Source organism: Micromonospora sp. R311, assembly GCF_056780015.1.
Genome location: NZ_JBSWCE010000002.1, coordinates 251727 through 278636 on the forward strand (window position 1 = coordinate 251727; position 26910 = coordinate 278636).

General features: G+C 74.5%; 21 protein-coding genes and 2 pseudogenes. 13 read left to right on the forward strand and 10 right to left on the reverse strand.

Annotated elements, in window-relative coordinates:
* Positions 1 to 68: 68 nt before the first annotated feature.
* A complete protein-coding gene (locus AC1WTP_RS02595) occupies positions 69 to 572 on the reverse strand; it encodes a MarR family winged helix-turn-helix transcriptional regulator (protein ID WP_481647626.1) in 504 nt (167 codons plus the stop codon).
* A 97-nt stretch (positions 573 to 669) separates the two neighbouring features.
* Here AC1WTP_RS02595 and AC1WTP_RS02600 point away from each other — a divergent pair.
* Positions 670 to 1488: pseudogene (locus AC1WTP_RS02600) on the forward strand (EamA family transporter); the annotation flags it as partial.
* Between the two features lie 194 nt (positions 1489 to 1682).
* Here AC1WTP_RS02600 and AC1WTP_RS02605 read toward each other — a convergent pair.
* Together AC1WTP_RS02605 and AC1WTP_RS02610 are read right to left on the reverse strand one after the other, a co-directional pair.
* Positions 1683 to 2114, reverse strand: a pseudogene (locus AC1WTP_RS02605) (hypothetical protein); the annotation flags it as partial.
* Positions 2115 to 2202: 88 nt separating this feature from the next.
* Positions 2203 to 2607, reverse strand: coding sequence for a winged helix-turn-helix transcriptional regulator (locus tag AC1WTP_RS02610; protein WP_481647627.1), 405 nt, complete (start codon positions 2605 to 2607; stop codon positions 2203 to 2205).
* A 65-nt stretch (positions 2608 to 2672) separates the two neighbouring features.
* On the opposite strand from AC1WTP_RS02610, the gene AC1WTP_RS02615 reads away from it, so the two are divergent.
* From AC1WTP_RS02615 to AC1WTP_RS02640, 6 genes are all read left to right on the forward strand, one after another.
* Complete coding sequence (locus tag AC1WTP_RS02615) at positions 2673 to 3572, forward strand: LLM class flavin-dependent oxidoreductase (RefSeq protein WP_481647628.1); 900 nt, start codon at positions 2673 to 2675, stop codon at positions 3570 to 3572.
* Positions 3569 to 4909, forward strand: a complete 1341-nt coding sequence (locus AC1WTP_RS02620; protein ID WP_481647629.1) for an FAD-binding oxidoreductase — start codon at positions 3569 to 3571, stop codon at positions 4907 to 4909. Before AC1WTP_RS02615 ends, AC1WTP_RS02620 begins: the two co-directional genes overlap by 4 nt.
* 94 nt (positions 4910 to 5003) lie before the next feature.
* On the forward strand, positions 5004 to 6497 hold the full coding sequence (locus AC1WTP_RS02625) for a DNA-3-methyladenine glycosylase 2 family protein (RefSeq protein ID WP_481647630.1): 1494 nt from the start codon (positions 5004 to 5006) through the stop codon (positions 6495 to 6497).
* Positions 6494 to 7009: a methylated-DNA--[protein]-cysteine S-methyltransferase gene (locus AC1WTP_RS02630; protein ID WP_481647631.1), complete on the forward strand. Its 516-nt coding sequence runs from the start codon at positions 6494 to 6496 to the stop codon at positions 7007 to 7009. The genes AC1WTP_RS02625 and AC1WTP_RS02630 overlap by 4 nt, the downstream gene beginning before the upstream one ends.
* A 37-nt stretch (positions 7010 to 7046) precedes the next feature.
* Positions 7047 to 8879 carry an ABC transporter ATP-binding protein gene (locus AC1WTP_RS02635; RefSeq protein ID WP_481647632.1) on the forward strand — a complete coding sequence of 611 codons (1833 nt, stop codon included), beginning with the start codon at positions 7047 to 7049 and terminating at the stop codon, positions 8877 to 8879.
* A gap of 53 nt (positions 8880 to 8932) precedes the next feature.
* Positions 8933 to 10762 (forward strand): ABC transporter ATP-binding protein, encoded by a 1830-nt coding sequence (locus AC1WTP_RS02640; RefSeq protein ID WP_481647671.1) that lies wholly within the window; start codon positions 8933 to 8935, stop codon positions 10760 to 10762.
* Here the strand turns inward: AC1WTP_RS02640 and AC1WTP_RS02645 are convergent.
* Positions 10751 to 12142, reverse strand: a complete 1392-nt coding sequence (locus AC1WTP_RS02645; protein ID WP_481647633.1) for a hypothetical protein — start codon at positions 12140 to 12142, stop codon at positions 10751 to 10753. The two genes, AC1WTP_RS02640 and AC1WTP_RS02645, sit on opposite strands and share 12 nt — an antisense overlap.
* 135 nt (positions 12143 to 12277) lie before the next feature.
* Between AC1WTP_RS02645 and valS the strand changes: the two genes are divergently transcribed.
* Positions 12278 to 14842, forward strand: a complete 2565-nt coding sequence (valS, locus tag AC1WTP_RS02650) for a valine--tRNA ligase (protein ID WP_481647634.1) — start codon at positions 12278 to 12280, stop codon at positions 14840 to 14842.
* A gap of 10 nt (positions 14843 to 14852) precedes the next feature.
* Here the strand turns inward: valS and AC1WTP_RS02655 are convergent, their stop codons facing one another.
* From AC1WTP_RS02655 to AC1WTP_RS02675, 5 genes are all read right to left on the reverse strand, one after another.
* Complete coding sequence (locus AC1WTP_RS02655; RefSeq protein WP_481647635.1) at positions 14853 to 15494, reverse strand: hypothetical protein; 642 nt, start codon at positions 15492 to 15494, stop codon at positions 14853 to 14855.
* Between the two features lie 149 nt (positions 15495 to 15643).
* Positions 15644 to 16354, reverse strand: coding sequence for an ABC transporter permease (locus tag AC1WTP_RS02660; RefSeq protein WP_481647636.1), 711 nt, complete (start codon positions 16352 to 16354; stop codon positions 15644 to 15646).
* A gap of 4 nt (positions 16355 to 16358) precedes the next feature.
* A complete protein-coding gene (locus AC1WTP_RS02665; protein WP_481647637.1) occupies positions 16359 to 17315 on the reverse strand; it encodes an ABC transporter ATP-binding protein in 957 nt (318 codons plus the stop codon).
* A complete protein-coding gene (locus tag AC1WTP_RS02670; RefSeq protein ID WP_481647638.1) occupies positions 17312 to 18196 on the reverse strand; it encodes an ABC transporter permease in 885 nt (294 codons plus the stop codon). Before AC1WTP_RS02670 ends, AC1WTP_RS02665 begins: the two co-directional genes overlap by 4 nt.
* Positions 18189 to 19103 carry an ABC transporter ATP-binding protein gene (locus tag AC1WTP_RS02675; RefSeq protein ID WP_481647639.1) on the reverse strand — a complete coding sequence of 305 codons (915 nt, stop codon included), beginning with the start codon at positions 19101 to 19103 and terminating at the stop codon, positions 18189 to 18191. Before AC1WTP_RS02675 ends, AC1WTP_RS02670 begins: the two co-directional genes overlap by 8 nt.
* A gap of 233 nt (positions 19104 to 19336) precedes the next feature.
* Here AC1WTP_RS02675 and AC1WTP_RS02680 point away from each other — a divergent pair, with 233 nt between their 5' ends.
* The 5 genes from AC1WTP_RS02680 (at position 19337) to galT (ending at position 25245) form a co-directional block, all read left to right on the forward strand.
* On the forward strand, positions 19337 to 20857 hold the full coding sequence (locus AC1WTP_RS02680) for a glycosyltransferase family 2 protein (RefSeq protein WP_481647640.1): 1521 nt from the start codon (positions 19337 to 19339) through the stop codon (positions 20855 to 20857).
* 136 nt (positions 20858 to 20993) lie between these two features.
* A complete protein-coding gene (locus AC1WTP_RS02685; protein ID WP_481647641.1) occupies positions 20994 to 21560 on the forward strand; it encodes a DM13 domain-containing protein in 567 nt (188 codons plus the stop codon).
* A gap of 143 nt (positions 21561 to 21703) precedes the next feature.
* On the forward strand, positions 21704 to 23233 hold the full coding sequence (gene cysC, locus AC1WTP_RS02690; protein ID WP_481647642.1) for an adenylyl-sulfate kinase: 1530 nt from the start codon (positions 21704 to 21706) through the stop codon (positions 23231 to 23233).
* Between the two features lie 117 nt (positions 23234 to 23350).
* Positions 23351 to 24172 (forward strand): DeoR/GlpR family DNA-binding transcription regulator, encoded by an 822-nt coding sequence (locus tag AC1WTP_RS02695; protein ID WP_481647643.1) that lies wholly within the window; start codon positions 23351 to 23353, stop codon positions 24170 to 24172.
* Positions 24169 to 25245, forward strand: coding sequence for a galactose-1-phosphate uridylyltransferase (gene galT, locus AC1WTP_RS02700; protein ID WP_481647644.1), 1077 nt, complete (start codon positions 24169 to 24171; stop codon positions 25243 to 25245). The genes AC1WTP_RS02695 and galT overlap by 4 nt, the downstream gene beginning before the upstream one ends.
* 375 nt (positions 25246 to 25620) lie before the next feature.
* Here the strand turns inward: galT and AC1WTP_RS02705 are convergent, their stop codons facing one another.
* A complete protein-coding gene (locus AC1WTP_RS02705) occupies positions 25621 to 26838 on the reverse strand; it encodes an NADP-dependent isocitrate dehydrogenase (RefSeq protein ID WP_447134446.1) in 1218 nt (405 codons plus the stop codon).
* Positions 26839 to 26910: the final 72 nt, after the last annotated feature.

Genomic DNA, 26910 nt, shown 5'->3' on the forward strand with positions numbered 1-26910 from the left:
CGTCGGGGCTGGCGCTGACCATCCTGCCCGAGCCGGCGGCGCCGGTGGCCGCCCGGTCCGCGCGCCGGTCACCGCTCCCGGTCGGTGACCGCGCCCAGCAGCGTACGCAGCAGGTCGGCGAGGCGGTCCTGGTCCTCGGGGCGCAGCGCGTCGAGCACCTGGCGCTGCACGGCCAGCCCCGCCTCGGCGGCCTCCTCGATCAGTTGCCGCCCGGCCGGGGTCAGCGTGACCTGGAGCCCGCGCCGGTCCGCCGGGTCGGGCGAGCGGCGGACCAGCCCGGCGCGTTCCAGCCGGTCCAGCCGGCCGGTCATCCCGCCCGAGGTGAGCATCATCGAGGCGGCGAGCGCCTTCGGCGCCAGGGTGTACGGCTCGCCCGCGCGCCGCAGCGTGGCCAGCACGTCGAACTCTCCACGGCTGATCGACCAGCGGGCGTAGACGCGTTCCTGCTCGTCGCCGACGAGCCGGGCGAGCCGGTAGATCCGGCCGAACACCGCCATCGGCTCGGGCCGCAGGTCGGGCCGCTCGCGCCGCCACTGCTCGACGATGTCGTCCACGTCATCCCACTGGGCCACCTCCGGATTGTGCCGCACCCCGCACTTCCCCTTTCGCTTGTCCTTAAGTAGCTTAGCGCTAAGCTACTTAGCGGAAAGCTAGCTTGGAGGAACCGCGATGGACCGCCGCTGGGCCGACACCCTGCTCACCGCCGTCACCCCCGTCACCTGGGGCACGACGTACCTGGTCACCAGCGAGCTGCTGCCGCCGGGCCGACCGCTCTGGTCCGGCGTGCTCCGGGCTCTCCCGGCCGGCCTGCTGCTGCTGGCGCTCACCCGGCACCGCCCGCACGGCGCGTGGTGGTGGCGTTCTGCCGTGCTCGGCGCGCTGAACATCGGGGCGTTCTTCCCGTTGCTCTTCTTCGCCGCCTACCGGTTGCCGGGCGGCACCGCCGCGGTGCTCGGCGCCATCCAGCCGCTGCTGGTCGCCGGGCTGACCGTGCTGCTGCTCGGCGAACCGCCCCGGCCCCGGGCGCTGGTCGCCGCGGCGGCGGCGCTGATCGGGGTGACCCTGGTCGTGCTGCGCCCGACCGCCGGGCTCGACCCGGCCGGCGTGGTGGCGGGGCTGACCGCCACCGCCGGGATGGGCACCGGCCTGGTGCTGACCCGCCGCTGGGGGCGCCCGCCCGGGGTCGGCACGCTCACCGCAACCGGTTGGCAGCTCACCGCCGGCGGGCTGATGGTGGTGCCGCTGGCGCTGGCGGTCGAGGGGCGGCCTGTGGCGCCCGACCTGCCGGCCCTCGCCGGGTACGCCTGGTTGACGCTGGTCGGCACGGCGCTGGCGTACGCGCTGTGGTTCCGCGGCGCCGCCCGGCTGCCGGTCACCCAGGTTTCGCTGCTCGGGGCGCTCAGCCCGCTGACCGCCGCCGTGCTGGGCTGGGTCGCGCTCGGCCAGGCGATGACCGGCTGGCAGCTGGCCGGCTTCGCGGTGGCGGTCGGCGCCGCCGTGGTCGGGCAGGTGCCACCCCGACCGGTGGACCGGCGCACCGGTCAGTCGCGGTGGGCGGGCCGGGGCTGGCGGGGGATCACGGCGGCCAGCCGCCCCGCGTCGGGCGCGGCGGGCAGCGGCTCGATCCCGGGTGCCGACCCGGTCGCCGGTGGGCCGGCCGGCAGCTCCTCCGCGGTCAGCTCTCCCGGGGCCAGCTCGGCGGCGGCGGCCAGGGGCAGCGTGAAGCGGGCGCCGGCGGCCGGGCCGGCCGCGTACGACTCGCGGAGCATCCAGCGCACCTCGTCGGCCGTCCAGCCCAGCCCCGAGCGGCCGGCGATCTCCCGGACCAGGCGCAGGCCCACCCGGGTGTCGTCGTCGTAGAACCGCATGCACCAGTGGTGCACCCACATGCCGAGCGCGCGGCGCCCCGGATCGTCGAGCGAACGGACGAGCCGGCCGCAGGCGGTGTCGCCGAAGGCCCGGCCCGGGTCACCGGCCCGGTCCCGTTCGATGGCGCCGACCGCGGCCGGGGCGACCGCGCGCATCCGGTCGTAGAAACGCTGCACCACCGCCCGGTCCAGCGGGGGGTGCCCGTCCCGTGTCGACGCCGCTTCCCGACCCGCCACGCTCGCCATCGCTCGCACCCCTTCTTGAGTTGGTGCCGGGACGGTACCGGCCACAACCGACACTTTCGACGGCGGCGGGCGTCGTCACCGCAGCCCGTCAGCGCCCGGCGTCGTCGGCACCGCCGGCCGGGCCGGCGCCCGGCCCGCGGAGCGACCTCCCCCGACGCCGGTGCCCCCAGTCGATCAGGGGCTGGAGCATCGTCATCAGCTCCACCCCGTCGCTGGTCGGGGCGTAGCGGATCTGCACCGGGGACGTCGGGATCACCGTCCGCTCGATCAACCCGTCGGCCTCCAGCTCCTTGAGCCGCTGGGCGAGCAGCCGGTCGGAGATCCCGCCCACCGCCGCCCGGTACTCGCCGAAGCGGCGGGCGCCGCGCGCGGCGGCCAGCAGGATGGCCCCGGTCCACCGGCGGCCGACCAGCTCCAGCGCGTCCTGGAAGACCCGGCAGCCCGCGTCGTCGATCTCCTGGTAGGTCAGACCGATGGGCTTTCGGTTAGTCACTTACAAAGTGTTAGCAGCTAACCTCGGGTTTGGCAAGCCGGCCCGGCGCCCGCAGCCTTGTGCCCATGACCGATTACCACCAGCCGTTGACCTTCGGGGTCAGCCTCGATCCTTCAGTCGACAAAATCCGGGAAACCCGACAACTGGCTCAGGCCGCCATCCGGGGCGGACTGGACTACCTCGCCGTCCAGGACCACGCCTACCAGCCGAGCTACTTCGACACCTGGACGCTGATCAGCCACCTGGCCGCCGAGACGGAGCGGATCTCGTTCCTGACCGACGTCGCCGACCTGCAACTGCGCCCGCCGACCATGCTCGCCAAGTCGGCCGCGTCGCTGAGCGTGCTGACCGGCGGCCGGGTGGTCCTCGGCGTCGGTGGCGGCCCGAGCCCGGACGCCATCGCCGCCATGGGCGGCCCCCGGCGCAGCGGCCCGGCGACCGTGGCGTACACCGCCGAGGCGCTGCAGATCATGCGGCGGGCGTTGGCCGGTGACGCGGTGCGCTTCCGCGGCGACCAGCACAACGTCGAGGGCTACCAGGCCGGGCCGGTGCCGCCGGCCCCGGTGCCGCTGTGGCTGGGCGGCCAGCGACCGCGCATGCTCACCGTCGCCGGCCGGCACGCCGACGGGTGGATCTCGCCGCTGAACATCTACGTGCCGCCGGCCGAGGTGCCGTCCCGCCAGCAGATCATCGACGACGCGGCCCGCGCGGCGGGCCGGGATCCGACGGCGATCCGGCGGATCTACAACGTGATCGGCGCCATCGGCCCGTACCGCGGCGCCACCGGCCTCGTCGGCGACGTGCGCCAGTGGGTCGACACGCTCACCGGATGGGCGACCGACCTGGGCTTCGACACCTTTGTCTTCTGGCCGATCACGGCACACCGGGCCCAGCTGGAGGTCTTCGCCGCACAGGTGGTGCCGACCGTTCGCGAGCAGGTACGTCAGATCAGGGGGCAGCGATGAACGACCTGCGATCCACTCTGCCGGAGCAGCTGACCGGCAAACTCGTCACGCCCGGCGACCGGCGGTACGCGATGCTCCGATCGACGTACACCACCCGGGCCAACCCGGCCGCGGTGCTGCTGCCGGCCAGCACCGCGGAGGTGGTGGCCGCGGTCCGCTACGCCCGGGAGCAGGCGCTGCCGGTGGCCGTCCGCAGCGGCGGCCACGGCCTGTCGGGTTCCTCCGCCAGCGACGGCGGGGTGGTGATCGACCTGTCCGCGCTGGACCGGGTGGAGGTGCTCGACCGGCGGAGCCGGCTGGTCCGGGTCGAGGCCGGGGCACGCTGGGCGATGGTCGCCCGGGCGCTGGCCCCGCACGGCCTGGCGATCAGTTCCGGCGACCACGGCAACGTCGGCGTCGGCGGCCTGGCCACCGGCGGCGGGGTCGGCTGGCTGGTCCGCTCGTACGGGCTGACCATCGACCACGTCCGGGCGGTCGAGGTGGTGCTGGCCGACGGGACGGTGCTGCGGGCGGACGCGGAGCACGAGCCGGAGCTGTTCTGGGCGGCCCGGGGCGCCGGCGCGGGCCTCGGCATCGTGGTGGCGTTCGAGATCGAGGCGGCCGAGATCCGCAGGGTCGGCGTCGCCCAGCTCGCCGTCGAGGCCCGCCCGGACGGCGGCACCCTGCGGGAGTGGGGGGCATACCTGGCCCGGGCGCCGCGCGAGCTCGCCACGGCGGCGGTGCTGTTCCCGTACGGGTCGTCGGCCGTCATGCAGATCACGGCCGTGGTCGCCGCGGAGAGCATGGGCCGCGTCCGGCCCACCGTGCAGCCGCTGCTCGAGATCGGGAAGCTGCTGGAGCACCGGACCGACCTGGTGCCGTACTCCGCCCTGGTGCCGCCGGCACACCTGCACCCGAACGTGGGGCAGCAGCCCTCGCTCACCACCAACGGCCTGCTGCCCGAGATGGACGAGGCGAGTGCCCGGGCCGTCATGCGGGCGGTCACCGGACCGCAGCGCGCACTGATGCAGCTGCGATCGGTGGGTGGCGCGGTCAACGACGTGGCGCCGGAGGCGACCGCGTATCCGCACCGGCACCAGCACACGCTCGTCGTCGCCTCGGTCTTCCCGCCGCAGGACGGGGCGGCGCTGGACGCGGCCTTCCGGGGCGTCGCCCGGCACACCGACGGGGCGTACGTCAACTTCGAGGCGCGGCCGGACCGCGCGGCGTTCGACCGGATCTACCCGGGCGAGACCGGCACCCGGGTGGCCCGGGCGTGGCGTCGGTACGACCCGGACGGGGTGTTCCGGCCGGCGCTGCTCGCCGAGCGGCCCGGTCGGCGCGGCGAGCGGCGCTGACCGGCCGCGCCGGCGGCGGGCGGCTCGCTCCGCCCGCACGGCCACGTCCGATTCCCGCGAGCCAGGGGCCGCGAGCAGGAGCATCATCGGTGTCGTGGAGTTGGACTTCGAACGGTGCTACCGGGCCGTCGACAGCCGCGACCAGCGGTTCGACGGCTGGTTCTACACCGGTGTGACCTCGACCGGAATCTACTGCCGGCCGTCCTGCCCGGCGACCACCCCGAAGCGGCAGAACGTCCGGTTCTTCCCGTCCGCGGCGGCGGCGCAGGGCGCCGGGTTGCGCGCCTGCCGCCGGTGCCGGCCGGACGCTGCCCCCGGCTCGCCGCAGTGGGACGTCCGCGCCGACGTGGTCGGCCGGGCGATGCGGCTGATCGCCGACGGGGTGGTGGACCGGGAGGGCGTCCCGGGGCTGGCCGCCCGGCTCGGCTACACCGAACGGCACCTGCACCGGATGCTGCGCACGGAGATGGGCGCCGGGCCGCTCGCGCTGGCCCGGGCGCAACGCGCGCAGACCGCCCGCACCCTGATCGAGACCACCGGCCTGGGCCTGGCCGAGATCGCGTTCGCGGCCGGGTTCGGCAGCGTCCGGCAGTTCAACGACACGGTCCGCGAGGTGTACGGGGTCCCCCCGTCCGAGTTGCGGGCCGCCCGGCGGCCGGCGCCGGGCGGGGCGGGCACGATCACGCTGCGACTGGCGTACCGCCCGCCGCTGCACGCCCGCGCGCTGCTGGACTTCCTCGCGCTGCGCGCGCTGCCCGGGGTGGAGGAGGTGCGCGACGGCACCTACCGGCGCGGCGTACGGCTGCCGCACGGCACCGGCGAGGTGGCGCTGACCCCGGCGGACGGGCACGTGTCCGCGACGCTGCGGCTGACCGACATGCGCGACCTCGCTCCGGTGGTGGCCCGGTGCCGCCGCCTGCTCGACCTCGACGCCGATCCCGCCGCGGTCGACCAGACCCTCGCCGCCGACCCGGCGCTGGCCCCGGTGGTCGCCGCCGAGCCGGGGATCCGCCTCCCCCGCTCGGTCGACGGCTTCGAGATGGCCGTCCGCGCCGTCATCGGCCAGCAGGTCTCGGTCACCTCCGCCCGCACCACCCTCACCCGCCTCCTCACCCACACCCCAATCGGCGCCGTTGACCATGAGGTTGACGGCGAACTGGATCTCCGAAACCACCGCCAACCTCATGATCAACGCGATCAGAGCGGGGGGCTGCGGGGGTTTCCGGGGGCGGAGGAGGTGCTCGCGCTGCCGGACGAGGCGTTCGGGATGCCCGCCGGGCGGCGGGAGACCATCCGGGCACTGGCCCGCGCCGTCGCCGCCGGGGAGATCGACCTGGAACCGGGCGGGGACCGGGCGGCCGCCGCGCGGGGACTGCTGGCGCTGCCCGGGATCGGACCGTGGACCGCCGGCTACGTGGCGATGCGCGCGCTCGGCGACCCGGACGTCCTGCTCCCCACCGACCTGGCCGTCCGGCGCGGCGCCGCCGCCCTCGGCCTGCCCACCGACCCGAAGACCCTCGACGCGTACGCCGAGCGCTGGCGCCCCTGGCGCTCGTACGCGGTGATCCGACTCTGGAGAGCAGCATGACCACGACCATCGACAGCACCGTCGTCACCACCCCGGCCGGACCGCTGAGCATCCTCGTCGACTCCGACGGCGCGGTCCGGGCGGCCGGCTTCACCGCCGACCCGCAGCACCTGCTGCCGGTGATGCACCCGAGCCTGCGCGCGCCGCTGCGACACCGGGCCGAGCTCGGCCCGGTCAGCACCGCCGTCGCGTCCTATCTCGACGGTGACCTGACCGCGATCGACGGGGTGCCGGTGCGGCAGCACACCGGCGGGGCCTTCATGACGCACGCCTGGCAGGTGCTGCGCGAGGTGAAGCCGGGCGAGCCGTTGACCTACACCGGGTTCGCCGCGTTGGCCGGCCGGCCGCCGGCGGTACGCGCCGCCGCGGCGGCCTGCGCCCGCAACGCGGCCGCGCTCTTCGTCCCCTGCCACCGGGTGCTGCGCACCGACGGGACGCTCGGCGGTTACCGGTGGGGGCTGGACGTGAAGAAGTGGCTTCTCGGTCATGAGCGGCGGTTGACGGCAAGCTGACACCGGCCGGCCTCATATTTGCCGCTACCGTCGGGTAGTGCCTGCGGAGAGCGACGGCAACCCGGCCCCGGGGGTCGCGGCCGGCCGCCATCCGCTGCACAGCCTCTGGCGGCTGCGCCACTACCTGCGCCCGTACGCGGTCGAGTTCGGTTGGCTGCTGGCCGCCGCGCTGGCCGCCACCGGGGCCAGCATCGCGGTACCGCTGGTGGCGCAGCGGGTGGTCGACGGGCCGGTCGCCCGGCAGGACCCGGCCGGCCTGTTCCGGCTGGCCGGGCTGGCCCTGCTGCTCGGCCTGGCCGAGGCGCTGCTGATCTTCGTACGGCGGTGGGTGCAGTCGTCCTCCTCGGTGGCCATGGAGGCGGCCATCCGGGCGGACGTCTACGCCCACCTGCAGCGGCTGCCGGCCAGCTTCCACGACCGCTGGCAGTCCGGCCAGCTGCTCTCCCGGATCACCAGCGACCTGTCGGTGATCCGCCGGTTCCTCTCCTTCGGCCTGTTCTTCCTGGTGCTCAACCTGGTCACCTACCTGGTCGTGGTGGTGCTGCTGATCCGGCTGCACCCCACGCTGGGGCTGCTGGTGGCGGCCAGCGCGGTCCCGCTGCTGCTGATCACCCGCCGCTTCGCCCGCGCCTACCACACCGCGTCCCGCCGCATGCAGGACCAGCAGGGCGACGTCGCCACGCTGGTCGAGGAGACCGCGCAGGGCCTGCGCACCATGAAGGCGTACGGCCGGGGGCCGGAGCTGGCGGCCCGGTTCGCCACCGGCGCGCGGGCCCTGCACGACACCGGCGTCGGCAAGGGGCGGCTGCTGGCCCGCACCTCCGCCAAGCTCGACCTGGTGCCGAACCTGACCCTGGGCACCGTGCTGGTGGCCGGGGCCGCGGCGGCCGCCGCCGGGGTGCTCACCATCGGCGAGCTGGTCGCCTTCGTCAGCCTCCAGCTGATGCTGATCTGGCCGGTGCAGTCGCTGGGCTGGATCATCGCCAACGGGCAGGAGGCGGCGACCGCGGCCGACCGGGTCCAGGAGGTGCTCGACACCCCACCGGCCATCGTGGACGCGCCCGGCGCGGTGGCCCTGCCCCGCGCCGCGGTCCGCGGCCGGCTCCGCTTCGAGCGGGTCTCCTTCCGCTATCCCGGGACCACCGTGCCGGTGCTACGGGAGATCGAGCTGACCGTCGAGCCGGGCGAGACGCTGGCGCTGGTCGGCGCGACCGGCTGCGGCAAGAGCACGCTGCTCTCCCTGGTGCCCCGGCTGCACGAGGTGACCGGCGGGCGGATCACCCTCGACGGGCACGATCTGCGGCAGCTCCGGCTGGCCTCGCTGCGCCGGCTGGTCGGGGTGGCGTTCGAGGAGCCGACCCTGTTCTCCATGTCGGTCTGGGAGAACCTCACCCTGGGCCGGCCGGACGCCGGCGAGGACGAGGTGCGGGCCGCCCTCGCGCTGGCCCAGGCCGACTTCGCGTACGACCTGCCGTGGGGGCTGGCCACCCGGGTCGGCGAGCAGGGGCTGTCGCTCTCCGGCGGGCAGCGGCAGCGGCTCGCGCTGGCCCGGGCGGTGCTCGGCCGGCCGGCGCTGCTCGTCCTCGACGACCCGCTCTCCGCCCTCGACGTGCAGACCGAGGCGCTGGTGGAGGCGGCGCTGAAGCGGGTGCTGCGGGACACCACCGCGCTGCTGGTGGTGCACCGGCCGTCGACCATCGCCCTCGCCGACCGGGTGGCGCTGCTCGACGACGGCCGGATCGCCGCGGTCGGTCGGCACTCCGAACTGCTCGCCACGGTGCCCGCGTACCGCGCGGTGCTCTCCGCAGATCCTCCGCCCGGCCCGACCGCCGAGCCGGCGCCCGGCGGCCGGGGCCTGGTGCGGTCGTGACCGCCGAAGCGGAGCGGGACGCCGACGCGGTCGGGGACGACGGGTCGGCGCTCATCCGGTGGCGCGGGATCGCCACCGAGCCGGACGCCGACCGCAGCCAGGCCGAAGAGGCCACGCCCGAGGCGGTGGCCCGGCTGCGGGCCCGCAGCCGGCTGCTGCTGCGGGACCTGCTCCGCCCGCACCGGCGCCGGCTGGGCGCGGCGGTCGCGCTGCTGCTGAGCCAGAACGCGGCCGCGATGGCCGGGCCGTACCTGGTGATGGTCGGTATCGACCGGGCGATCCCGCCGCTGCGCGCCGGCGACACCGGCCCCCTGGTCGCGGTCGCCGGCGCGTTCGGCGTCGCCACCGCCGTCGAGTACCTGGCCCGGCGCGGCTTCCTCATCCGCTCCGCCCAGATCGGCCAGGCCGTCCTGCTCGACCTCCGCCAGCGGGTGTACGGGCACTTCCTGCGCCTGCCGGTGGCATTCCACGAGCGGTACACCTCCGGGCGGATGGTCTCCCGGCTCACCAGCGACCTCGACTCGATCGCCGAACTCGTCGACGGCGGCATCGACAGCCTGGTCCTCGCCGTGCTGTCGATCGTGTCGGTGGCCGCCATCCTGCTCTGGCTGGACCTCCCGCTGGCCGCCGTGACGCTGCTGGCCTTCCCGTTCCTGTTCTGGCTCTCCCGCTGGTTCGCCCGTGCCTCGGCCGGCGCGTACCGGCGCACGCGTGAGGCGATGGCGCTGGTCATCGTCCACTTCGTCGAGTCGACCCGGGGCATCCGCGCGGTGCAGGCGTTCCGCCGGGAGCCGCGCAACCAACGCATCTTCGCGGCCGTGAACGACGACTACCGGCGGGCCAGCCGGGACGCGTTCCGGCTGATCGCGACGTACTCACCGGGGATCAAGGTGATCGGCAACGTCACCGTGGCGGTGGTGCTCTGCTACGGCGGCTGGCGGGTGCTGGGCGGCGAGGCCGGGATCGGCGTGCTCGCCGCGTTCCTGCTCTACCTGCGGCGGTTCTTCGAACCGATGCAGGAGCTGAGCCAGTTCTACAACTCGCTGCAGTCGGCCACGGCCGCGCTGGAGAAGCTGGCCGGGGTGCTCGACGAGCGACCGGCGGTGGCCGAGCCGGTCCGGCCCGTGCCGCTGCCCGCCGGCCCGGAGCGCGGGGCGGTGGCGTTCCGGTCGGTCACCTTCGGCTACCGGCCGGAGACACCGATCCTCACCGAGCTGGACCTCACCGTCCCGGCCGGGCAGACCGTCGCGCTGATCGGCCCGACCGGGGCGGGCAAGTCGACGGTCGCGAAGCTGCTCGCCCGGTTCCACGACCCGCTCACCGGCTCGGTCCGCCTCGACGGGGTCGACCTGCGGGAGGTCGCCGACGCGGAGCTGCGCCGCGCGGTGGTGCTGGTGACCCAGGAGACCCACCTGTTCGGCGGCACGGTCGCGGAAAACATCCGCTTCGGCCGGCCGGGCGCCGACGACGCCGCCGTCGAGGCCGCCGCCCGGGCGATCGGCGCGCACGACTTCATCGCGGCCCTCCCCGACGGATACGCCACCCAGGTGCACCGCCGCGGCGGCCGGCTCTCCGCCGGGCAGCGGCAACTGGTCGCGTTCGCCCGGGCCTTCCTGGCCGACCCGACGGTGCTGATCCTGGACGAGGCGACCTCGTCGCTGGACGTGCCGACCGAGCGGCTGGTGCAGCACGCGCTCGGCACCATCCTGCGGGACCGGACGGCCCTGGTCATCGCGCACCGGCTCTCCACCGTGGAGATCGCCGACCGGGTGCTGGTCCTCGACGGCGGCCGGATCGTCGAGGACGGCCCGCCGGCGCGGCTCGCCGGCGCCGGTGGCCGGTACGCCGCCCTGCACCGGCAATGGCGGGAGTCACTGCTCTGACCGGAGCCGGCCCGCCACCGGGTCCACCGCCTCGCCGGTGCCGGAAGCCGGCTCGGCCGCGGGTGGAGCCCGTCGGCCGGTCGACAGGTCGACGGCGAAGAGCAGCACCGCCACCAGGGCGGCTCCGGCGGCCAGCGCCGGTACCGCCCAGGTGCGCACCGCGGGTTGGTCCTCACCGACGCCGAGCAGCACCGGCAGCAGCAGCTGGCAGCCGAGCAGCAGCGCGGCGACGCCCAGGGCCGGCAGCCCGGCGGGTGCGGCCGGCGCGGGGTCCGGCCGGCCGGTCGCCCGGAGGAACCCGACGGCCCAGACCAGGCCGAAGGCGAGGACGAGCGACAGCGCGACGGCCGTCAGGGCGCCACGCCCGAGGAGCACTTCCGTCGACAGCGGGTACGCCGCGGCGAGCAGCAGCAGCGCCACCGCGTCCCACGGCAGAACCCGGTCGGCGTACCGGGTGACCAGCACGGCGACGGCGACGGTCGCCAGGGCCAGCGGCAGCAGCAGCGCCGACATCCGTTCCCAGACCCCACCGAAGACGTAGAGCGCGGCCGGCCCCAGCACGAACGCCGACAGCACCCAACGGGCACCGGTCGCGCGCCACGCGTGCCAGGCGTAGCCCACCAGCACCATCGCGGTGAGCACGGCCAACCCGATCTGGTACGGCCGGTCCGGCGGGTAGCCCGCCAGCACGTCCCGTTCGTCCACCGACCGCGGCGAGGACCGCTGCACCAGCCACCACCTGGTCGCCGCGGCGGCCACCGCCAGAGCGACGACCACCGGCACCACGCCCCGCCGCACCGGCGCGCCGGGCACCGTGAAGGCGCCGCCGTGGGTCAGCAGCGCCGCGCCCGCCACCAGCACCAGGGCCACCCAGATGAGCACGTCGCCGGCGGTGACGGCGAAGCGGTCGGCGCCGGCGAGCGGGGTGGCCGGCTGGAGCACCACACCGGCCACGAAGGCGGCGGCGACCACCTGTCGCGCCGGCCGGGCGAGCTGGGCGAGGGCGAGCAGCGTCCCGCCCACCGTCAGGCCGCCGCCGGCCACGGCGACCAGGACCACCGCGGTGGACCGGGGGAACCCGTCGGACCCGCCGGTGAGCGCCGGCAGCAGGTCGACGACGGCCAGGACGGTGAGGCCGACGGCCGCCAGCCACCAGCCGCCCACCCGGGCCACCAGCAGGGGCGACACCAGGGCGAGGAGCAGGACGGGGGCGACGAGCAGCCCGCGTACGGTCCACTCGGGGCTGATCAGGTCCTCCAGACCGGCGTGGACGGCCACCCGTACCGGCTCGGTGGCGAAGTGCGCGCCCACGGCGACCGCCGCCAGCGCTCCGGCCACCGTCCCGCCGGGGATCGGGCGGGCCTGCGGAACCACAGCCATGGGCAGCCTCCGGAGCACGACGGAGGCCGATGGTGGCACAACCGGTCAACCGCCGCCGTCCCACCGGGACGAATTCCGCCGCGGCGCGCGGGATAAGCCGTGGTCCGGGCTCCGGCCGCTGCCTACGATCGACGGATGACCGACACGGCGAGGACGGCCCGCGCCGGTGTCCCCGAGCGTCCCACCCTGGACGGCATCGAGGAGACCTGGGCGCGCCGCTGGCAGGAGGAGGGCACGTACGCGTTCGACCGCTCGAAGCAGCGGTCCGACGTGTACGCGATCGACACCCCGCCGCCGACCGTATCGGGCGAGCTGCACATGGGGCACGTCTTCTCGTACACGCACACCGACCTGGTGGCCCGGTTCCAGCGGATGCGCGGCCGGGCGGTCTTCTACCCGATGGGCTGGGACGACAACGGCCTGCCCACCGAGCGCCGGGTGCAGAACGTCTACGGGGTGCGCTGCGATCCCGCCCTGCCGTACGACCCGGGCTGGCGGCCGCCGGCCACGCCGGTCAGCGAGGCCGCCCGCAAGGACCCGGCGCCGATCTCCCGGCAGAACTTCATCGAGCTGTGCGAGCGGCTGACGGTCGCCGACGAGCAGGTCTTCGAGGCGCTCTGGCGCCGGCTGGGGCTGTCGGTGGACTGGTCGCTGACGTACACCACGATCGGCCGGGTGGCCCGGGCCACGTCGCAGCGGGCCTTCCTGCGCAACCTGGCCCGGGGCGAGGCGTACCAGGCGGAGGCGCCGACGCTCTGGGACGTCGGGTTCGCCACCGCGGTCGCCCAGGCGGAGCTGGAGGACCGGGAACGCCCCGGGGCGTACCACCGGCTGCGGTTCACCGGGCCGGGCGGGCGCGAGGTGCTGATCGACACCACCCGGCCGGAGCTGCTGCCGGCCTGCGTGGCGCTGGTCTGCCACCCCGACGACGAGCGCTACGCCGACCTGGTCGGCGGCACCGCGCGCAGCCCGCTCTTCGGGGTCGAGGTGCCGGTGCGCGCGCATCCGCTGGCCGACCCGGCCAAGGGCACCGGCATCGCGATGGTCTGCACCTTCGGCGACCTGACCGACGTGACCTGGTGGCGCGAGCTCCACCTGGAGACCCGCGTGGTGATCGGCCGGGACGGCCGGCTGCTGTCCGAGCCGCCGGCCGGCGTGCCGGCCCAGCCGTACGCGGCGCTGGCCGGGCAGACCGTCAACGGCGCCCGGCGGACCATCGTCGAGCTGCTGGCCGACGCGGGTGACCTGGTCGGCGAGCCGCGGTCGATCACCCACCCGGTGAAGTTCTACGAGCGGGGCGACCGGCCGCTGGAGATCGTCTCGACCCGGCAGTGGTACCTGCGCAACGGCGGCCGGGACGCCGCGCTGCGCGACGCGCTGCTGGCTCGGGGCGGGGATCTGCACTGGGTGCCGGAGCACATGCGACACCGCTACGACCACTGGGTCAGCGGGTTGACCGGCGACTGGCTGGTCAGCCGGCAGCGCTTCTTCGGCGTGCCCGTGCCGGTGTGGTACCGGCTCGACGACGCTGGCGAGCCGGACTGGTCCCAGCCTCTCACGCCGGAGGAGTCCGCGTTGCCGGTCGACCCGTCCAGCGACGCCCCGAGCGGATACGAGGAGTCGCAGCGCGGGCGGCCGGGCGGCTTCGTCGGCGACCCGGACGTGCTGGACACCTGGGCCACCTCGTCGCTCACCCCGCAGATCGTCGGCGGTTGGGAGACCGACCCGGATTTGTTCGCCCAGGTCTTCCCGATGGACCTGCGCCCGCAGGGGCAGGAGATCATCCGGACCTGGCTCTTCTCCACGGTGGTCCGCGCCCACCTGGAGCACGGCGTGCTGCCCTGGCGGGACGCGGTGCTCTCCGGCTGGATCCTCGACCCGGACCGGAAGAAGATGTCGAAGTCCAAGGGGAACGTGGTCACCCCGATGGCGCTGCTCGAGCAGCACGGCTCCGACGCGGTCCGGTACTGGGCGGCGAACGGCAAGCCCGGCATGGACCTCGCCTTCGACCCGGCGCAGATCAAGGTGGGCCGGCGGCTGGCCACCAAGCTGCTCAACGCGTCGAAGTTCGCCCTCGGGCTGGGCGCCGCCGACGCGTTGCGCGCCCCGGCCACCGAGCCGCTGGACCGCGCCATGCTCGCCGAACTCTCCGGCCTGGTCGCCACCGCGACGTCCGCGCTCGAGGCGTACGACCACACCGCGGCGTTGCAGGCCACCGAGGCGTTCTTCTGGCGGTTCTGCGACGACTACATCGAACTGGTGAAGGAGCGCGCCTACGGCGCCGGGCCGGGGGCCGACTCGGCGCGGGCGGGGTTGGCCAACGCGCTGTCGGTGCAGTTGCGGCTCTTCGCCCCGGTGCTGCCGTTCGTGACCGAGGAGGTCTGGTCCTGGTGGCGGTACGGCTCGGTGCACCGGGCGCCGTGGCCGACCACCCACGAGGTGGGCCGGGCGATCCAGGGTGCGGGCGACCCGACCCTGCTGCGGCTGGCCGGGGACGCGCTCAGCCAGGTGCGGCGGGCCAAGTCGGAGCGGAAGCTGTCGATGAAGGCGGAGGTGCCGCTGGCCGAGGCGCTCGGCCCGGCCGCGCTGCTGGACCAGCTCACCCTGGTCGCCGACGACCTGCGGGCGGCCGGCCGGATCGGCAAACTCGACCTGCTCCCCGACCGCGCCCCGGAACTCGTCATCGCCTGCGCCTTCTGACCCTCTGCGGTCACCAGCCGCGGAGGAGGCGGAGGCCGAGCAGGAAGGCGACCACCGCCGGGCCGACCAGCAGGGTGATCGCCTGGAGCCGGTACGGCATCCGGTGCCGGGTCAGCTCGACCGCGTTGCCCAGCACTATCACGCCGGCCAGCATCAGGCAGGCGCCCCAGAGCCGGGCCGCGCCGACCTCGACCAGGCCGACCCGGGCCAGCTGGTAGGCGGCGCCGAGCAGCGCGCCGGCCAGCGCCAGCAGGGCGGCGGCCCGGTGCAGCCCGCGGGCCAGCGGATGGGCCGGTCGCCAGAGGTAGGTCCCGGCGACCGCCAGGCAGGGCAGGATGATCATGAGGGGCCAGCCCCGGCCCATCACGCCGAACATCAGCAGCGCCCCGACCGCGAACACCAGCGCCCCGACGCAGGCGACCACGTAGCCGGCGAACGCCCGCCCGCCACCGCGCGCGAGCAGCGGCCCGCCGGTGGCCGCGATCAGCGCGCCGGGGATCAGCACGAACCCGGCCCACCAGTGGAAGTGGCCGCTGCCCTGGGCCGCCGTGGTGGTCGCCGCGGCAGCCGCCCCGGCGACGGCCAGGCTGATCAGCCAGTGCCGGCCGGCGGACGACTCGCGCGGCATGACCATTCCCGCCTCCACACTCACGCCGACAGCCTTCCCGGTCGGCCCACCCCGGTCCATCCGGCCAGCCCTACCATCCCCCGGCCGGCTCCCCCGACCGACGCCGTCCCGGTGGTGGCCGGCCTCGCGGTCCGGCACGGACCGCGCCGTGGGCGGGCGCGGGCAGCGCCGGGTCAGCTGGTTTCGCCGGCCACGCTGAACGAGCGGAGGCGGTCGATGGCCAGCACGGTGAATCCGACCGCGATGAGCGCCGTCATCACGGTCGCGACCGGCACGGACACGTCCGTGGCGAGCAGCTCGGTCGGGGCGAACCGGTCGGCGAGCGAGATCACGTACTGCTGGATGGAGAGCACCTTGGTCCCGCTGACGAAGTTGCCCAGCAGCCCCTCCCAGATCAGCACGTAGACCAGCCCGAGCAGCACCGGCCGGCGGGTGACCAGGCTGAGCGCGAGGAACAGCGCGCAGTACGCCAGCGCCCCGATCGACCCGGCGGCGGCGAGCGCCAGCCCGAGGCGGACCGAGTGGGCGAGCACCCCCGCCACGTAGAGCGGGACGGCGACGGTGACCGCGGTGACGCCGGCGGCCACCGCGAGCTTCGGCAGCACGATCTGCCAGCGCGGCAGCGGCTTGGTGAGGATGTGCACCACGGTGCCGTCGTCGATCTCGGCGCCGAGCACCCCGGTGCCGACGATCAGGGCGATCACCGGCAGCACCACGGCCAGGCCGAGGCCGACCAGCACCGGCGGGCCCCACTCGCCCGGGTCCACCCGCAGGGCGCGGGACAGCACGGCGAGCAGCACCAGCAGCACCGGCAGCGGGAACAGCAGCAGGAAGCGGCGCCGCCCGAACAGCCCGCGCGCGGTGATCCAGGAAACGGTCGACATGTGCTCAGGCCTCCACCAGGTAGGAGAAGACGCTCTCCAGGGACTCGTCCTCCGGTACCAGCTGCCGGACCCGGATGCCGTGGGACAGGGCGATCTTCGGCAGCGCCCGGGTGAAGGCGCCGTAGTCGCCGGCCCGTACGGTCAGCCCGGTGCGGTCCAGCTCCACCCCGGTGACCGACGGCTCGGCCATCAGCGCCACGGCGAGCGCCCGGTCGTCGGTGGACCGCACGGCGAAGACGTGCGGCCGGTTGGTCATCAGGCGGCGGATCGTGCGGAAGTCGCCGGAGGCGGCGAGCCGGCCGGCGACCATCACCTGCACGGTGCCGGAGACCTGCTCGACCTCCTCCAGGATGTGCGAGCTGAACAGGATGGTGCGGCCCGCGTCGCCGAGGCGGTGCAGCAGCTCCATCATGTGCAGCCGCTGGCGCGGGTCCATCCCGTTGAACGGCTCGTCGAGCAGCAGCACCTGCGGGTCGTGCACCAGCGCCGCCGCCACCCGGGCGCGCTGCCGCATGCCCTTGGAGTAGGTGCCGATCCGCCGGGTCTGCGCGGCCTCCAGCTCGACCAGGGCGATCGCGCGGCGGGTCGCCCCGACCGGGTCCGGCAGCCGGTGCAGCTTCGCGCTGGCCAGCACGAACTCGTACGCGCTGAGGAAGGCGTGCACCGCCTCCCGCTCGCTGACCAGGCCCAGCCGCCGGTAGACCTCCGGGTTGCGCCAGGTCGGCGCGCCGTCGAGGGTGACCGTGCCGCGCGACGGGGCCAGGAAGCCGGCCATCATGTGCAGCAGGGTCGTCTTGCCGGCGCCGTTGGGCCCGAGCAGACCGGTGACGCCGGGCCCGAGGCGCATGCTGACGTCGTTGACGGCCACCACGTTGCCGTACCAGCGGGAGACGCCCGCCAGCTCCAGCGTGCTCGTCGTGCGGGTGGGTGCCGTGGTCGGCTCGGCACTGATCGCGCTCATCGGGTGGCCACCTTCCGGTACCGGGCCAGCAGCAGGGTGAGGCAGGCGGCGACGAGCAGCACGGCGGCGAGGGCGTAGACCGGGCCGAAGTCACCGATCGGGATGCCGCCGCCCTGGCCCGCCGGCACCAGCAGGTCGCCCAGTGCCCAGGTGCCCACGCCACCCACCAGGGTCGACGGCGAGGCGAGGAAGGCCAGCTCGTTGACCGCCCGCGAGGGCAGGATGGAGAGGATGCCGACGATCGGCGTGGTCATCAGGAACACCGCCACGATCCCGCCGGCGGCGAACGCCCGCTTGCCGGTGAGCGCGGCGATCAGCAGGCCGATCGAGGCGAACACCACCGCCCAGAGACCGGCGTAGAGCAGGCCCGGGAGCAGGTCGAGCAGCTCGTTCCAGACCCCCCGCATCCCGTCCTTGGTGGTGAACGCGGCGCCCAGGAACATCACCAGCTGTGGCCCGCCGAGCAGCAGCCACAGCGCGGTGACCAGGGCGAGCAGCTTGGCCAGCGGGTAGTCCGACCGGGGCAGCGGCCGGGAGAAGTACAGCGGCAGCACGCCGCTGCGCAGATCGCGGCTGACGAGCTCGGGGGCGGCCACCGCGACGAAGAAGATGACCAGCCAGCTCATGTTGTCGGCGAACTGCGCGTACGTCAGCACGACCTCGCCGATCTGGCTGCGCACCGCGGTGACCCCGGCGGCCACCAGGGTCACGATGCCCACCACCAGCCAGGGGAAGATCTTCGCCTTGGCGCTGCGGCCGAAGCCGAAGACGGTCCGCAACCCGTGCAGGTACAGGGCCCCGAAGACGGCGCCCCGGCCCAGCCGGGGACCGGTGTAGCGCTGGTATCCGATGTCGTGGATGACACCGGCCGGCTCAGACATGGCTGGGCTCCCTCGTGGCGAACAGCTCGGCCACCCGGTGCCGACGCTGGTCCAGCCGGTGCAGCGGCAGGTCCAGCTCGGCGACCGCGCCGAGGATCAGGTCGTAGGTGGCGTCGTCGGCGAGTTCGACGAGCAGCAGCCGCCCCTCGCGGGTCACCGGCAGGCGCAGCGCGGCCAGCCGGGCGGCCAGCTCCTCCGTACCCTCGCTGACCTCGACCGCGAGAACGTCGGTGGCGGTGGTCATCGCGGAGATGTTGTCGGCGCGCAGCAGCCGGCCGCCGTCGATGGCGACCAGCGTGTCGCAGATCCGCTCCACCTCGCCGAGCAGGTGCGAGCAGACGAGTACGGAGATGCCGAACTCGGTGCCGATCCGGTGCACCAGGGCCAGCATGGCGTCCCGCCCGGCCGGGTCGAGGCCGTTGGTCGGCTCGTCGAGCAGCAGCAGATCGGGGTCGTGCACCAGCGCCTGGGCCAGCTTCACCCGCTGCTTCATGCCGGTGGAGTAACCGCCGACCGGGCGGTAGCGCTCCTCGTAGAGCCCGACGTGCCGCAGTGCCTCGCTGGCCCGTTCGCGGGCCACCGTCTTCGGCAGGCCGCTCATCCGGCCGAGGTGGGTGACCAGCTCGGCGGCGGTGAGGTCGGGTGGCAGGGCGTCGTGCTCGGGCATGTAGCCGACCCGGGCCCGCACCTGGTCGGGTTGGGTGGTCGGGTCCAGGCCGAGCACCCGGACCTGCCCGCTGGTCGGCGGGAGCAGGCCGAGCAGGATCTTGATCAGGGTCGACTTGCCGGCGCCGTTCGCGCCGACCAGGCCGATGATCCCGGGTTCGACCGCGACGGTCAGATCGGCCAGCGCGGTGACCCCACCCCCGTACGTCTTGGTCAGCGACTCGGTCGCGATCAGTGTCACGCCGCCCAGCGTAGGCAGTCCGCGCCCGCCGCGGGTCAGATGGGCCCCCTGGCGCTCCCCTGATTCTGCCGCCGGCGCCCCCTAGGGTCCGCCCCGCCGGTCCGTCCGGGCCGGCAGCCGGGGCGTCGAGGGCTCCCGACGTGCCGCCCCCACAGCCGGCGGTGATGCGGTCAGAATGGTGCGGTTCATCGACGGCCGATCCTCGGCGGGTCGCGGAACCCAGGGGAGGAAGCATGGCCCTCGACACCAGGACTCCCCGGATCAGCGTGGTGGTTCCGGCGTACAACAGCGGGCCGCACCTCGAGAAGCTGGTCGGTTCGCTGCTGCGCCAGTCGCTGCCGGCTGACCAGTTCGAGGTGATCTTCGTCGACGACGGCTCCACCGACGGCACGTCGGCCCGGCTGGACGACCTGGCCGCGGCGCACCCGCACGTGCACGTGCTGCACATCCCGAACTCGGGTTGGCCGTCGCGACCGCGCAACCTGGGCATCGAGCGGGCCCGCGGCGAGTACGTCTTCTTCGCCGACGACGACGACTGGTTCGGCGACGAGGCCCTCGAACGTCTCCACGACTGCGCGACGACGCACGACGCCGACCTGGTGGTCGGAAAGATGGCGGGACACGGCCGCCGCGTGCCGCGCGAGTTGTTCCGCCGGAACCGCTTCGACGCCACGCTCGCGAACTCCCCGCTGATCGACAGCCTGACCTGCCACAAGCTGTTCCGGCGGTCCTTCCTCGACGAGCACGGGATCCGCTTCCCGGAGGGACCGCACCTGCGGCTGGAGGATCACCGGATGGTGATCCGGGCCTACCTGCTCTCCCGGCGGACCTGCGTCCTGGCGGACTACACCTGCTACCACCACCGGCGACGCCAGGACGCCGGAAACGTGACGGCCAACCGGTTCTTCGACCCGGCCAGCTACTACACGGGTCTGCGTGAGGCGCTCGACATCGTCGACGCGCACATCCCACCCGGCGAACTGCGGGACCGCCTGCACCGACGGTGGCTGCGCAACGAGATGCTCAACCGGCTGCGCCGGCGGCGGCTCCTCGACGCCCCGCCGGAGTGGATCGACCAGGTCGTCCGGGAGGTGCGGCAGATCATCCGGGAGCGCTTCGCGCCCGGCGTCGCCGCCGGGCTGCCGCCCCTCTACCGGGTGGCGGCCCACCTCGCCGAGCAGGGACGGGTCGACGACCTGCGCCGGCTGGCCGAGTGGGAGACGGGCATCTCGGCCGCCGGTGGCGTGGACCGCCGTGAGCTGCGCGGCTCGACCCTGACCGTCGCCGTCTCCGCCCACCTGGAGTCCGGCGGCCGGCCGCTGGCCTTCACCGCCGACGGCGGCCGGGAGGTGCTGGTGCTGCCGGTGCCGGGCGTCGACCCGGGGCTGCGTGACGCGACCGGGACGCTCGGCAAGAGCCGGCTGGACCTGATCGCCCGGCGCCGGGAGACCAACGAGGAGGTCTTCCTGCCGGCCACCTCCCGCACCGAGAAGGTGGCCGGCGCCGCCGGCGACGGCACGCGGCACCTCGTCCACCACGCCACCGCCACGATCGACCTGGACCGGCTCAACGCCGGCCGGACGAAGGGCACCTGGTTCCTGAAGGCCCGGATCACCAGCGCCGGTTGGACCGCGGACACCCACCTGGCGCTCGTCCTGCACTTCTCCGCCGACGGGGCCCGGCCGGTGGTGCGCACCAGGGTCGGGTTGTGGAGCCGGGTCCGCTGGGCCGTCACGCGCCGCCGCCACGGCTGACGCCGCTGCCGCCCGCCCTGTGACGACCGGTGGATCCGCTGTGGACGCCGGGCGGCGGCGAGCGGCGGAATCGGTAAGCCTTCCGTAACCGGCCGCCACGGTGACCGCCCGCCGCCCGGCCGCGAGACTGGGTGCCATGCTCACCCGCCTGTTCCGTACGCCGTTGGCCTGGGTCGCCGTCGTCGCGCTCGGCGCCGGAGCCGCCCTCGGCCTCTGGTGGTTCCAACCGTGGAAGCTGGTCACCGACGCCGAGGTCGACGAGGAGCTGTCGGTGGTTTCCACCGTCCCGCCGAGCGCGCCGGCGACCGGCAGCCCCTCGACCACCCCGGCGCCCGCGCCGGCCGGGCCGACGGTGGTCCGCAGCGGCGAGTTCGTCACCCACGAGCACGACACCTCCGGCACCGCCCGGATCGTCCGCGACGCGGACGGCCGGCACCGGCTGGAACTCGTCGGGCTGGACACGTCGAACGGGCCGGACCTGCGGGTCTGGCTGACCGACCAACCGGTGCGCGGCGGCACCGCGGGCTGGCGGGTCTTCGACGACGGCCGCTGGGTCGAGCTGGGCCGGCTCAAGGGCAACCGGGGCGACCAGGGCTACCCGATCCCGGCCGGAGTGGACCTCACCGGGCTGACCAGCGTCTCCATCTGGTGCAAGCGGTTCGCCGTGTCGTTCGGGGCGGCGCCGCTGCACCCCGCCGCCTGATCCTCCAAGTACCCCACCGGGCTCCGGGCAACCGCAGCTCACCGACCCGCCGCGCCATGGACGCGACGGGAGTGGAGTGGCGCTCTCGACCGATCCACGGTCGACTGAGAAACTGTGTGCCGGTCAGCGGGGTTGGGGGTCTGATGAGCAACGGATGGGTGCTGTCCGACGAGGTGCTGCGGGACGCGCCGGCGTACACGCCGCGCCCCGGCGAGCTGGCCGATCTCGAACTGCTGCTGATCGGGGCGTACGCCCCGCTCGGCGGCTTCATGACCCGCGCCGACCTGGTCTCGGTCAGCCGTCGTGGCCGGCTCGCCGACGGCACCCCGTGGCAGGTCGCGGTGACCCTCCAGGTGCCCGCGGCGTTGGCCCAGGGGCTCGATCCGCGTGACCCGGCGCGCCGGGTGCTGGTGCTCACCGACGGCGAGGGCGCACCGGTGGCCGCGCTGGACGTGGCCGACACGTGGCAGGTCCGCGAGGGGGTGGCCGGCGTCGGCGGCACGGTGCGCCGGCTCGGCGACGGCGGCCGCGGTCCGTTCCTGCGGCTGCGCCGCACCCCCGAGGAGGTCCGCGCGCTGCTGCCCCCCGGCCGGGTGCTCGGGGTGGTGGCCGACCGGCCGCTGCACCGGCCGCAGCTGGCCCAGATCGCGCACGCCGCCCGCACGCTCGCCGCGCACCTGCTGGTGATGATCCCGGTGGGCGAGGACGGCACCGGCGGGCTGCCACCCGAGGCGCTGGTACGCAGCATCTTCGCGGCGCGCGACCGGATGCCGCCGGCCACCCTGGTGGCGGTGCCGCTGTCCCGCCGCCGCGACGAGATCAGCGACGCGCTGCTGCGGGCCCGGGTCTCCGCCGCGTACGGGGTGACCCACCTGCTCTCCACCGGCGAGATGCTCTCCGGCGCCGGCCTGCGGGTGCTGGTGCCGCGCGAGCTGGCCTACGACAACCGGGACGGGCAGTGGCGCTGGCGGGAGGACATCCCGCCGCGCAACCGGCGGCTCGCGCTCACCCAGGCCGAGATCGACGACCTGCTGGACCGGGGCTTCCCGCTGCCGGAGTGGCACACCCCGCCGGCGGTCGCCAAGGAGCTGGCCCGGGCCCGGCCGCCCCGGCGGCACCGGGGCCTGGTGGTCTTCCTGACCGGCCTCTCCGGTTCCGGCAAGTCGACCATCGCCCGCGGTCTGGCCGACGCGCTGCGCGAGCAGGGCGACCGGACGGTGAGCCTGCTCGACGGCGACGTGGTGCGCCGGGAACTCTCGGCCGGCCTGGGCTTCAGCAAGACCGATCGGGACCTCAACGTCCGCCGGATCGGCTGGGTGGCCGCCGAGATCGCCCGGCACCGCGGGGTGGGCATCTGCTGCCCGATCGCCCCGTACGCGCAGGCGCGGGCGACCGCCCGGGAGATGGCGCTCGCGGCCGGGGCCGGTTTCCTGCTGGTGCACGTGGCCACCCCGCTGGAGGTCTGCGAGCAGCGCGACCGCAAGGGCCTGTACGCCCGCGCCCGGGCCGGCCTGCTCACCGGGATGACCGGCATCGACGACCCGTACGAGGAGCCGACCGACGCCGACCTGGTCGTCGACACCACGGAGCTGACCGTCGAGGAGGCGGTGCAGAGCGTGCTGCACCACCTGACCGAGACGGGCTGGGTCGAGCCCCGGCTCCAGTCCACCTGATCCACCGCACCGCCCGGGGTTCCTTCCGGTGGTCGAGCCGTACGCGCTAGTGTTCATTCTTGTTGGAACACGTTCGACCGCGTGAGAGTGCGCGGCTGGCGCGGGAGGTGCGGCGGAGTGCTCGCGCAGCAGCGGCAGGCGGCCATCCTCGACCGGGTGCGCAGCACCGGCGGGGTCCGGGTCACCGAGCTGGCCGCCGAGTTCGGCGTCTCGGACATGACCATCCGGCGCGACCTGGAGGCGCTGCACGAGCGCGGCCTGCTGGCCAAGGTGCACGGCGGAGCGACCATGGCCGGCCCCGGCTCCACCGACGAGCCCGGCTTCCGGGCCAAGTCGGTACGGCAGCTGCCGGAGAAGGCGGCCATCGCGAACCGGGCGGCCGAACTGGTCCGGCCCGGCGCGGCGATCGCGCTGTCCGCCGGCACCACCACCGCCGAGCTGGCCCGCCGGCTGGTCGACGTGCCCGGCCTGACCGTGGTGACCAACTCGCTGCCGGTGGCCGAGATCCTGCACGCCGGCGGCCGGCCCGACCAGACGGTGGTGCTCACCGGCGGGGTACGTACGCCGTCGGACGCGCTGGTCGGGCCGCTGGCCGTGGGCGCGATCCGGTCGCTGCACCTGGACCTGCTCTTCCTCGGCGTGCACGGGATCAGCGAGCGGACCGGCTTCACCACGCCGAACCTGATGGAGGCCGAGACCGACCGGGCCCTGGTGGCGGCGGCGGACCGGCTGGTGGTGCTGGCCGACCACACCAAGTGGGGCACGGTCGGCATCTCCTCCATCGTCGAGCTCTCCGCCGCCCACGTGCTGGTCACCGACGACCGGTTGCCGGCCGCGGCCGGTCGGGTACTCGAGGAGCAGGTGGGTGAGCTGGTGATCGTGACCGGAACGGGCGGGGGACGGACCACCACGCCGACGAGTGGAGAGGTGGCCAAGTGAAGCGCACGGCGATCCGGCTGGCCGACGGCCGCGAGCTGATCTACTTCGACGAGCGGGACGACGCGGTCCGCGACCAGCCGGACCGCCGGGAGCTGCCGCCGCTCCCGGCCGCGTCGCAGCTGCGTCACGACCCGCTCACCGACGAGTGGGTGGCGGTGGCCGTGCACCGGCAGACCCGCACCTTCCTGCCGCCGGCGAACGAGTGCCCGCTGGACCCGTCCGTCGGCGACCGGCTCACCGAGATCCCGGCGCCGGACTACGACGTGGTGGTCTTCGAGAACCGGTTCCCGTCGCTGAGCGGCCGGGTGGCCGACGAGCCCGGGGAGATCACCCCGTTCACCCCGGTCCGGCCGGGCCTGGGGCGGTGCGAGGTGGTCTGCTTCACCGCCGACCACGACGCCTCCTTCGCCAGCCTGCCGCCGAGCCGGGTGCGCACCGTGCTGGACGCGCTGGCCGACCGCACCCTCGCACTCGGCGAACTGCCCGGGGTGGAGCAGGTGTTCTGCTTCGAGAACCGGGGCGTGGAGATCGGCGTCACCCTGCACCACCCGCACGGCCAGATCTACGCGTACCCCTTCGTGACGCCGCGCACCCGGTCGCTGCTGGCCGCCGCCCGCCGGCACGCCGAACGCACCGGCGGCGGCAACCTCTACGCCGACGTGCTCGCCGCCGAGCGGGCCGCCGGCGACCGGGTGGTCGCGGCCAACGAGCACTGGACGGCGTACGTCCCGGCGGCCGCCCGCTGGCCGTTCGAGGTGCACGTCGCCCCGCACCGGCCGGTGCCCGACCTCCCGGCGCTGGACGACGCGGAGCGGGACGCGTTCGGCCCGCTCTACCTGGACCTGCTGCGCCGCTTCGACGCGCTGTTCGACCTGCCGATGCCCTACATCGCCGCCTGGCACCAGGCCCCGGTCCGGATCGACCGCGAGCTGGGGCACCTGCACCTGCAGCTGTTCAGCATCCGGCGGGCGAAGGACAAGCTGAAGTACCTGGCCGGCTCGGAGTCGGGGATGGGCGTGTTCATCAACGACATCGCCCCCGAGCGGGCCGCCGAACTGCTCCGCGCGGCCTGAGCCAAGCCCCCCGGGTCGGCCGGTCCGCGGCCCGCCCGGCGCCACCGGCCAACGTCGCCGGAAGGGCCACGGACAGGGCGCGGGGGGCCCGGGACAGGGCCCCCCGCAGGGAAGGGACGGCTGGCTGTGCACGACAGCCGGGAAGGCTGGCTGATCGGCACTCTGCCGCGAGGCGACCGCGGTCAACCTTCCTGGACGCGACTGGCATCTCGTCCACCCAGGTCAACGAGGCGCGCCGGGGATGGTGACGCTACGTGCGGGTGGTGCGCGGGCCGCACCCGGCGCGTTCAGCGAACCGGCCCGGGTGGCGCAGCCCGGGACGACGGAAGCCCGCCGGCGGGTGCCGGCGGGCTTCCGTGCGGTGCGGGTCGGCGATCAGGCGGCGAGCCGGCGCGCCAGGTTCTCGTCCAGCGCGCCCATGAACTCGTCGGTGGTCAGCCACGGGGCGTCGCGCGAGATGAGCAGCGCGAGGTCCTTGGTCATCTGGCCGCCCTCGACGGTGTCGATGATGACCTGCTCCAGGGTGTTGGCGAACTCGGTGACCGCCGGGGTGTTGTCCAGCTTGCCCCGGTGGGCGAGGCCGCGGGTCCAGGCGTAGATCGAGGCGATCGGGTTGGTCGAGGTCTTCTCGCCCTTCTGCCACTGCCGGTAGTGCCGGGTGACCGTGCCGTGCGCGGCCTCGGCCTCGACCGTCCGGCCGTCCGGGGTCATCAGCACCGAGGTCATCAGGCCCAGCGAGCCGAAGCCCTGCGCGACGGTGTCGGACTGCACGTCACCGTCGTAGTTCTTGCAGGCCCAGACGAAGCCGCCCTCCCACTTGAGCGCGGCGGCCACCATGTCGTCGATCAGCCGGTGCTCGTAGCTGATCCCGGCGGCCTCGAACTCGGCCTTGAACTCGTTCTCGAACACCTCGGCGAAGATGTCCTTGAACCGGCCGTCGTACGCCTTGAGGATGGTGTTCTTGGTGGACAGGTAGACCGGGTAGCCGCGGTCCAGGCCGTAGCGCATGGAGGCGCGGGCGAAGTCCCGGATCGACTCGTCGAAGTTGTACATGCCCATGGCGACGCCGCCGCCGGGGAAGTTGGCGACCTCCATCTCCATCGGCGCCGAGCCGTCGGCCGGGGTGTAGGTGATGGTCACCGTGCCCGGGCCGGGGACGACGAAGTCGGTGGCCTTGTACTGGTCGCCGTGGGCGTGCCGGCCGATGATGATCGGCTTGGTCCAGCCGGGGACCAGCCGCGGCACGTTGGACATGATGATCGGCTCGCGGAACACGACGCCGCCGAGGATGTTGCGGATGGTGCCGTTCGGCGACCGCCACATCTTCTTGAGGCCGAACTCCTCCACCCGGGCCTCGTCCGGGGTGATGGTCGCGCACTTCACGCCCACGCCGTGCTGCTTGATGGCGTTGGCGGCGTCGACGGTGACCTGGTCGTCGGTCTCGTCGCGGTGCTGGATCGACAGGTCGTAGTAGTGCAGGTCGACGTCGAGGTAGGGCAGGATCAGCTGCTCCCGGATCTGCTTCCAGATAATCCGGGTCATCTCGTCGCCGTCGAGCTCCACGACCGGGTTGTTTACCTTGATCTTCGCCATCGGCCGGCGCTCCTCTCGGGGGACACGTGCTCAAGCAGTACGAGCGTACTGGAACCGGCTGGCGTTCCCCAT

Coding starts and splice junctions, on each gene's coding strand:
- AC1WTP_RS02615 (WP_481647628.1), top strand. CDS start 2,673: ATGACCGATTACCACCAGCCGTTGACCTTCGGGGTCAGCCTCGATCCT.
- AC1WTP_RS02620 (WP_481647629.1), top strand. CDS start 3,569: ATGAACGACCTGCGATCCACTCTGCCGGAGCAGCTGACCGGCAAACTC.
- AC1WTP_RS02630 (WP_481647631.1), top strand. CDS start 6,494: ATGACCACGACCATCGACAGCACCGTCGTCACCACCCCGGCCGGACCG.
- AC1WTP_RS02645 (WP_481647633.1), bottom strand. CDS start 12,142: ATGGCTGTGGTTCCGCAGGCCCGCCCGATCCCCGGCGGGACGGTGGCC.
- valS (WP_481647634.1), top strand. CDS start 12,278: ATGACCGACACGGCGAGGACGGCCCGCGCCGGTGTCCCCGAGCGTCCC.
- AC1WTP_RS02660 (WP_481647636.1), bottom strand. CDS start 16,354: ATGTCGACCGTTTCCTGGATCACCGCGCGCGGGCTGTTCGGGCGGCGC.
- AC1WTP_RS02665 (WP_481647637.1), bottom strand. CDS start 17,315: ATGAGCGCGATCAGTGCCGAGCCGACCACGGCACCCACCCGCACGACG.
- AC1WTP_RS02670 (WP_481647638.1), bottom strand. CDS start 18,196: ATGTCTGAGCCGGCCGGTGTCATCCACGACATCGGATACCAGCGCTAC.
- AC1WTP_RS02680 (WP_481647640.1), top strand. CDS start 19,337: ATGGCCCTCGACACCAGGACTCCCCGGATCAGCGTGGTGGTTCCGGCG.
- AC1WTP_RS02685 (WP_481647641.1), top strand. CDS start 20,994: ATGCTCACCCGCCTGTTCCGTACGCCGTTGGCCTGGGTCGCCGTCGTC.
- cysC (WP_481647642.1), top strand. CDS start 21,704: ATGAGCAACGGATGGGTGCTGTCCGACGAGGTGCTGCGGGACGCGCCG.
- AC1WTP_RS02705 (WP_447134446.1), bottom strand. CDS start 26,838: ATGGCGAAGATCAAGGTAAACAACCCGGTCGTGGAGCTCGACGGCGAC.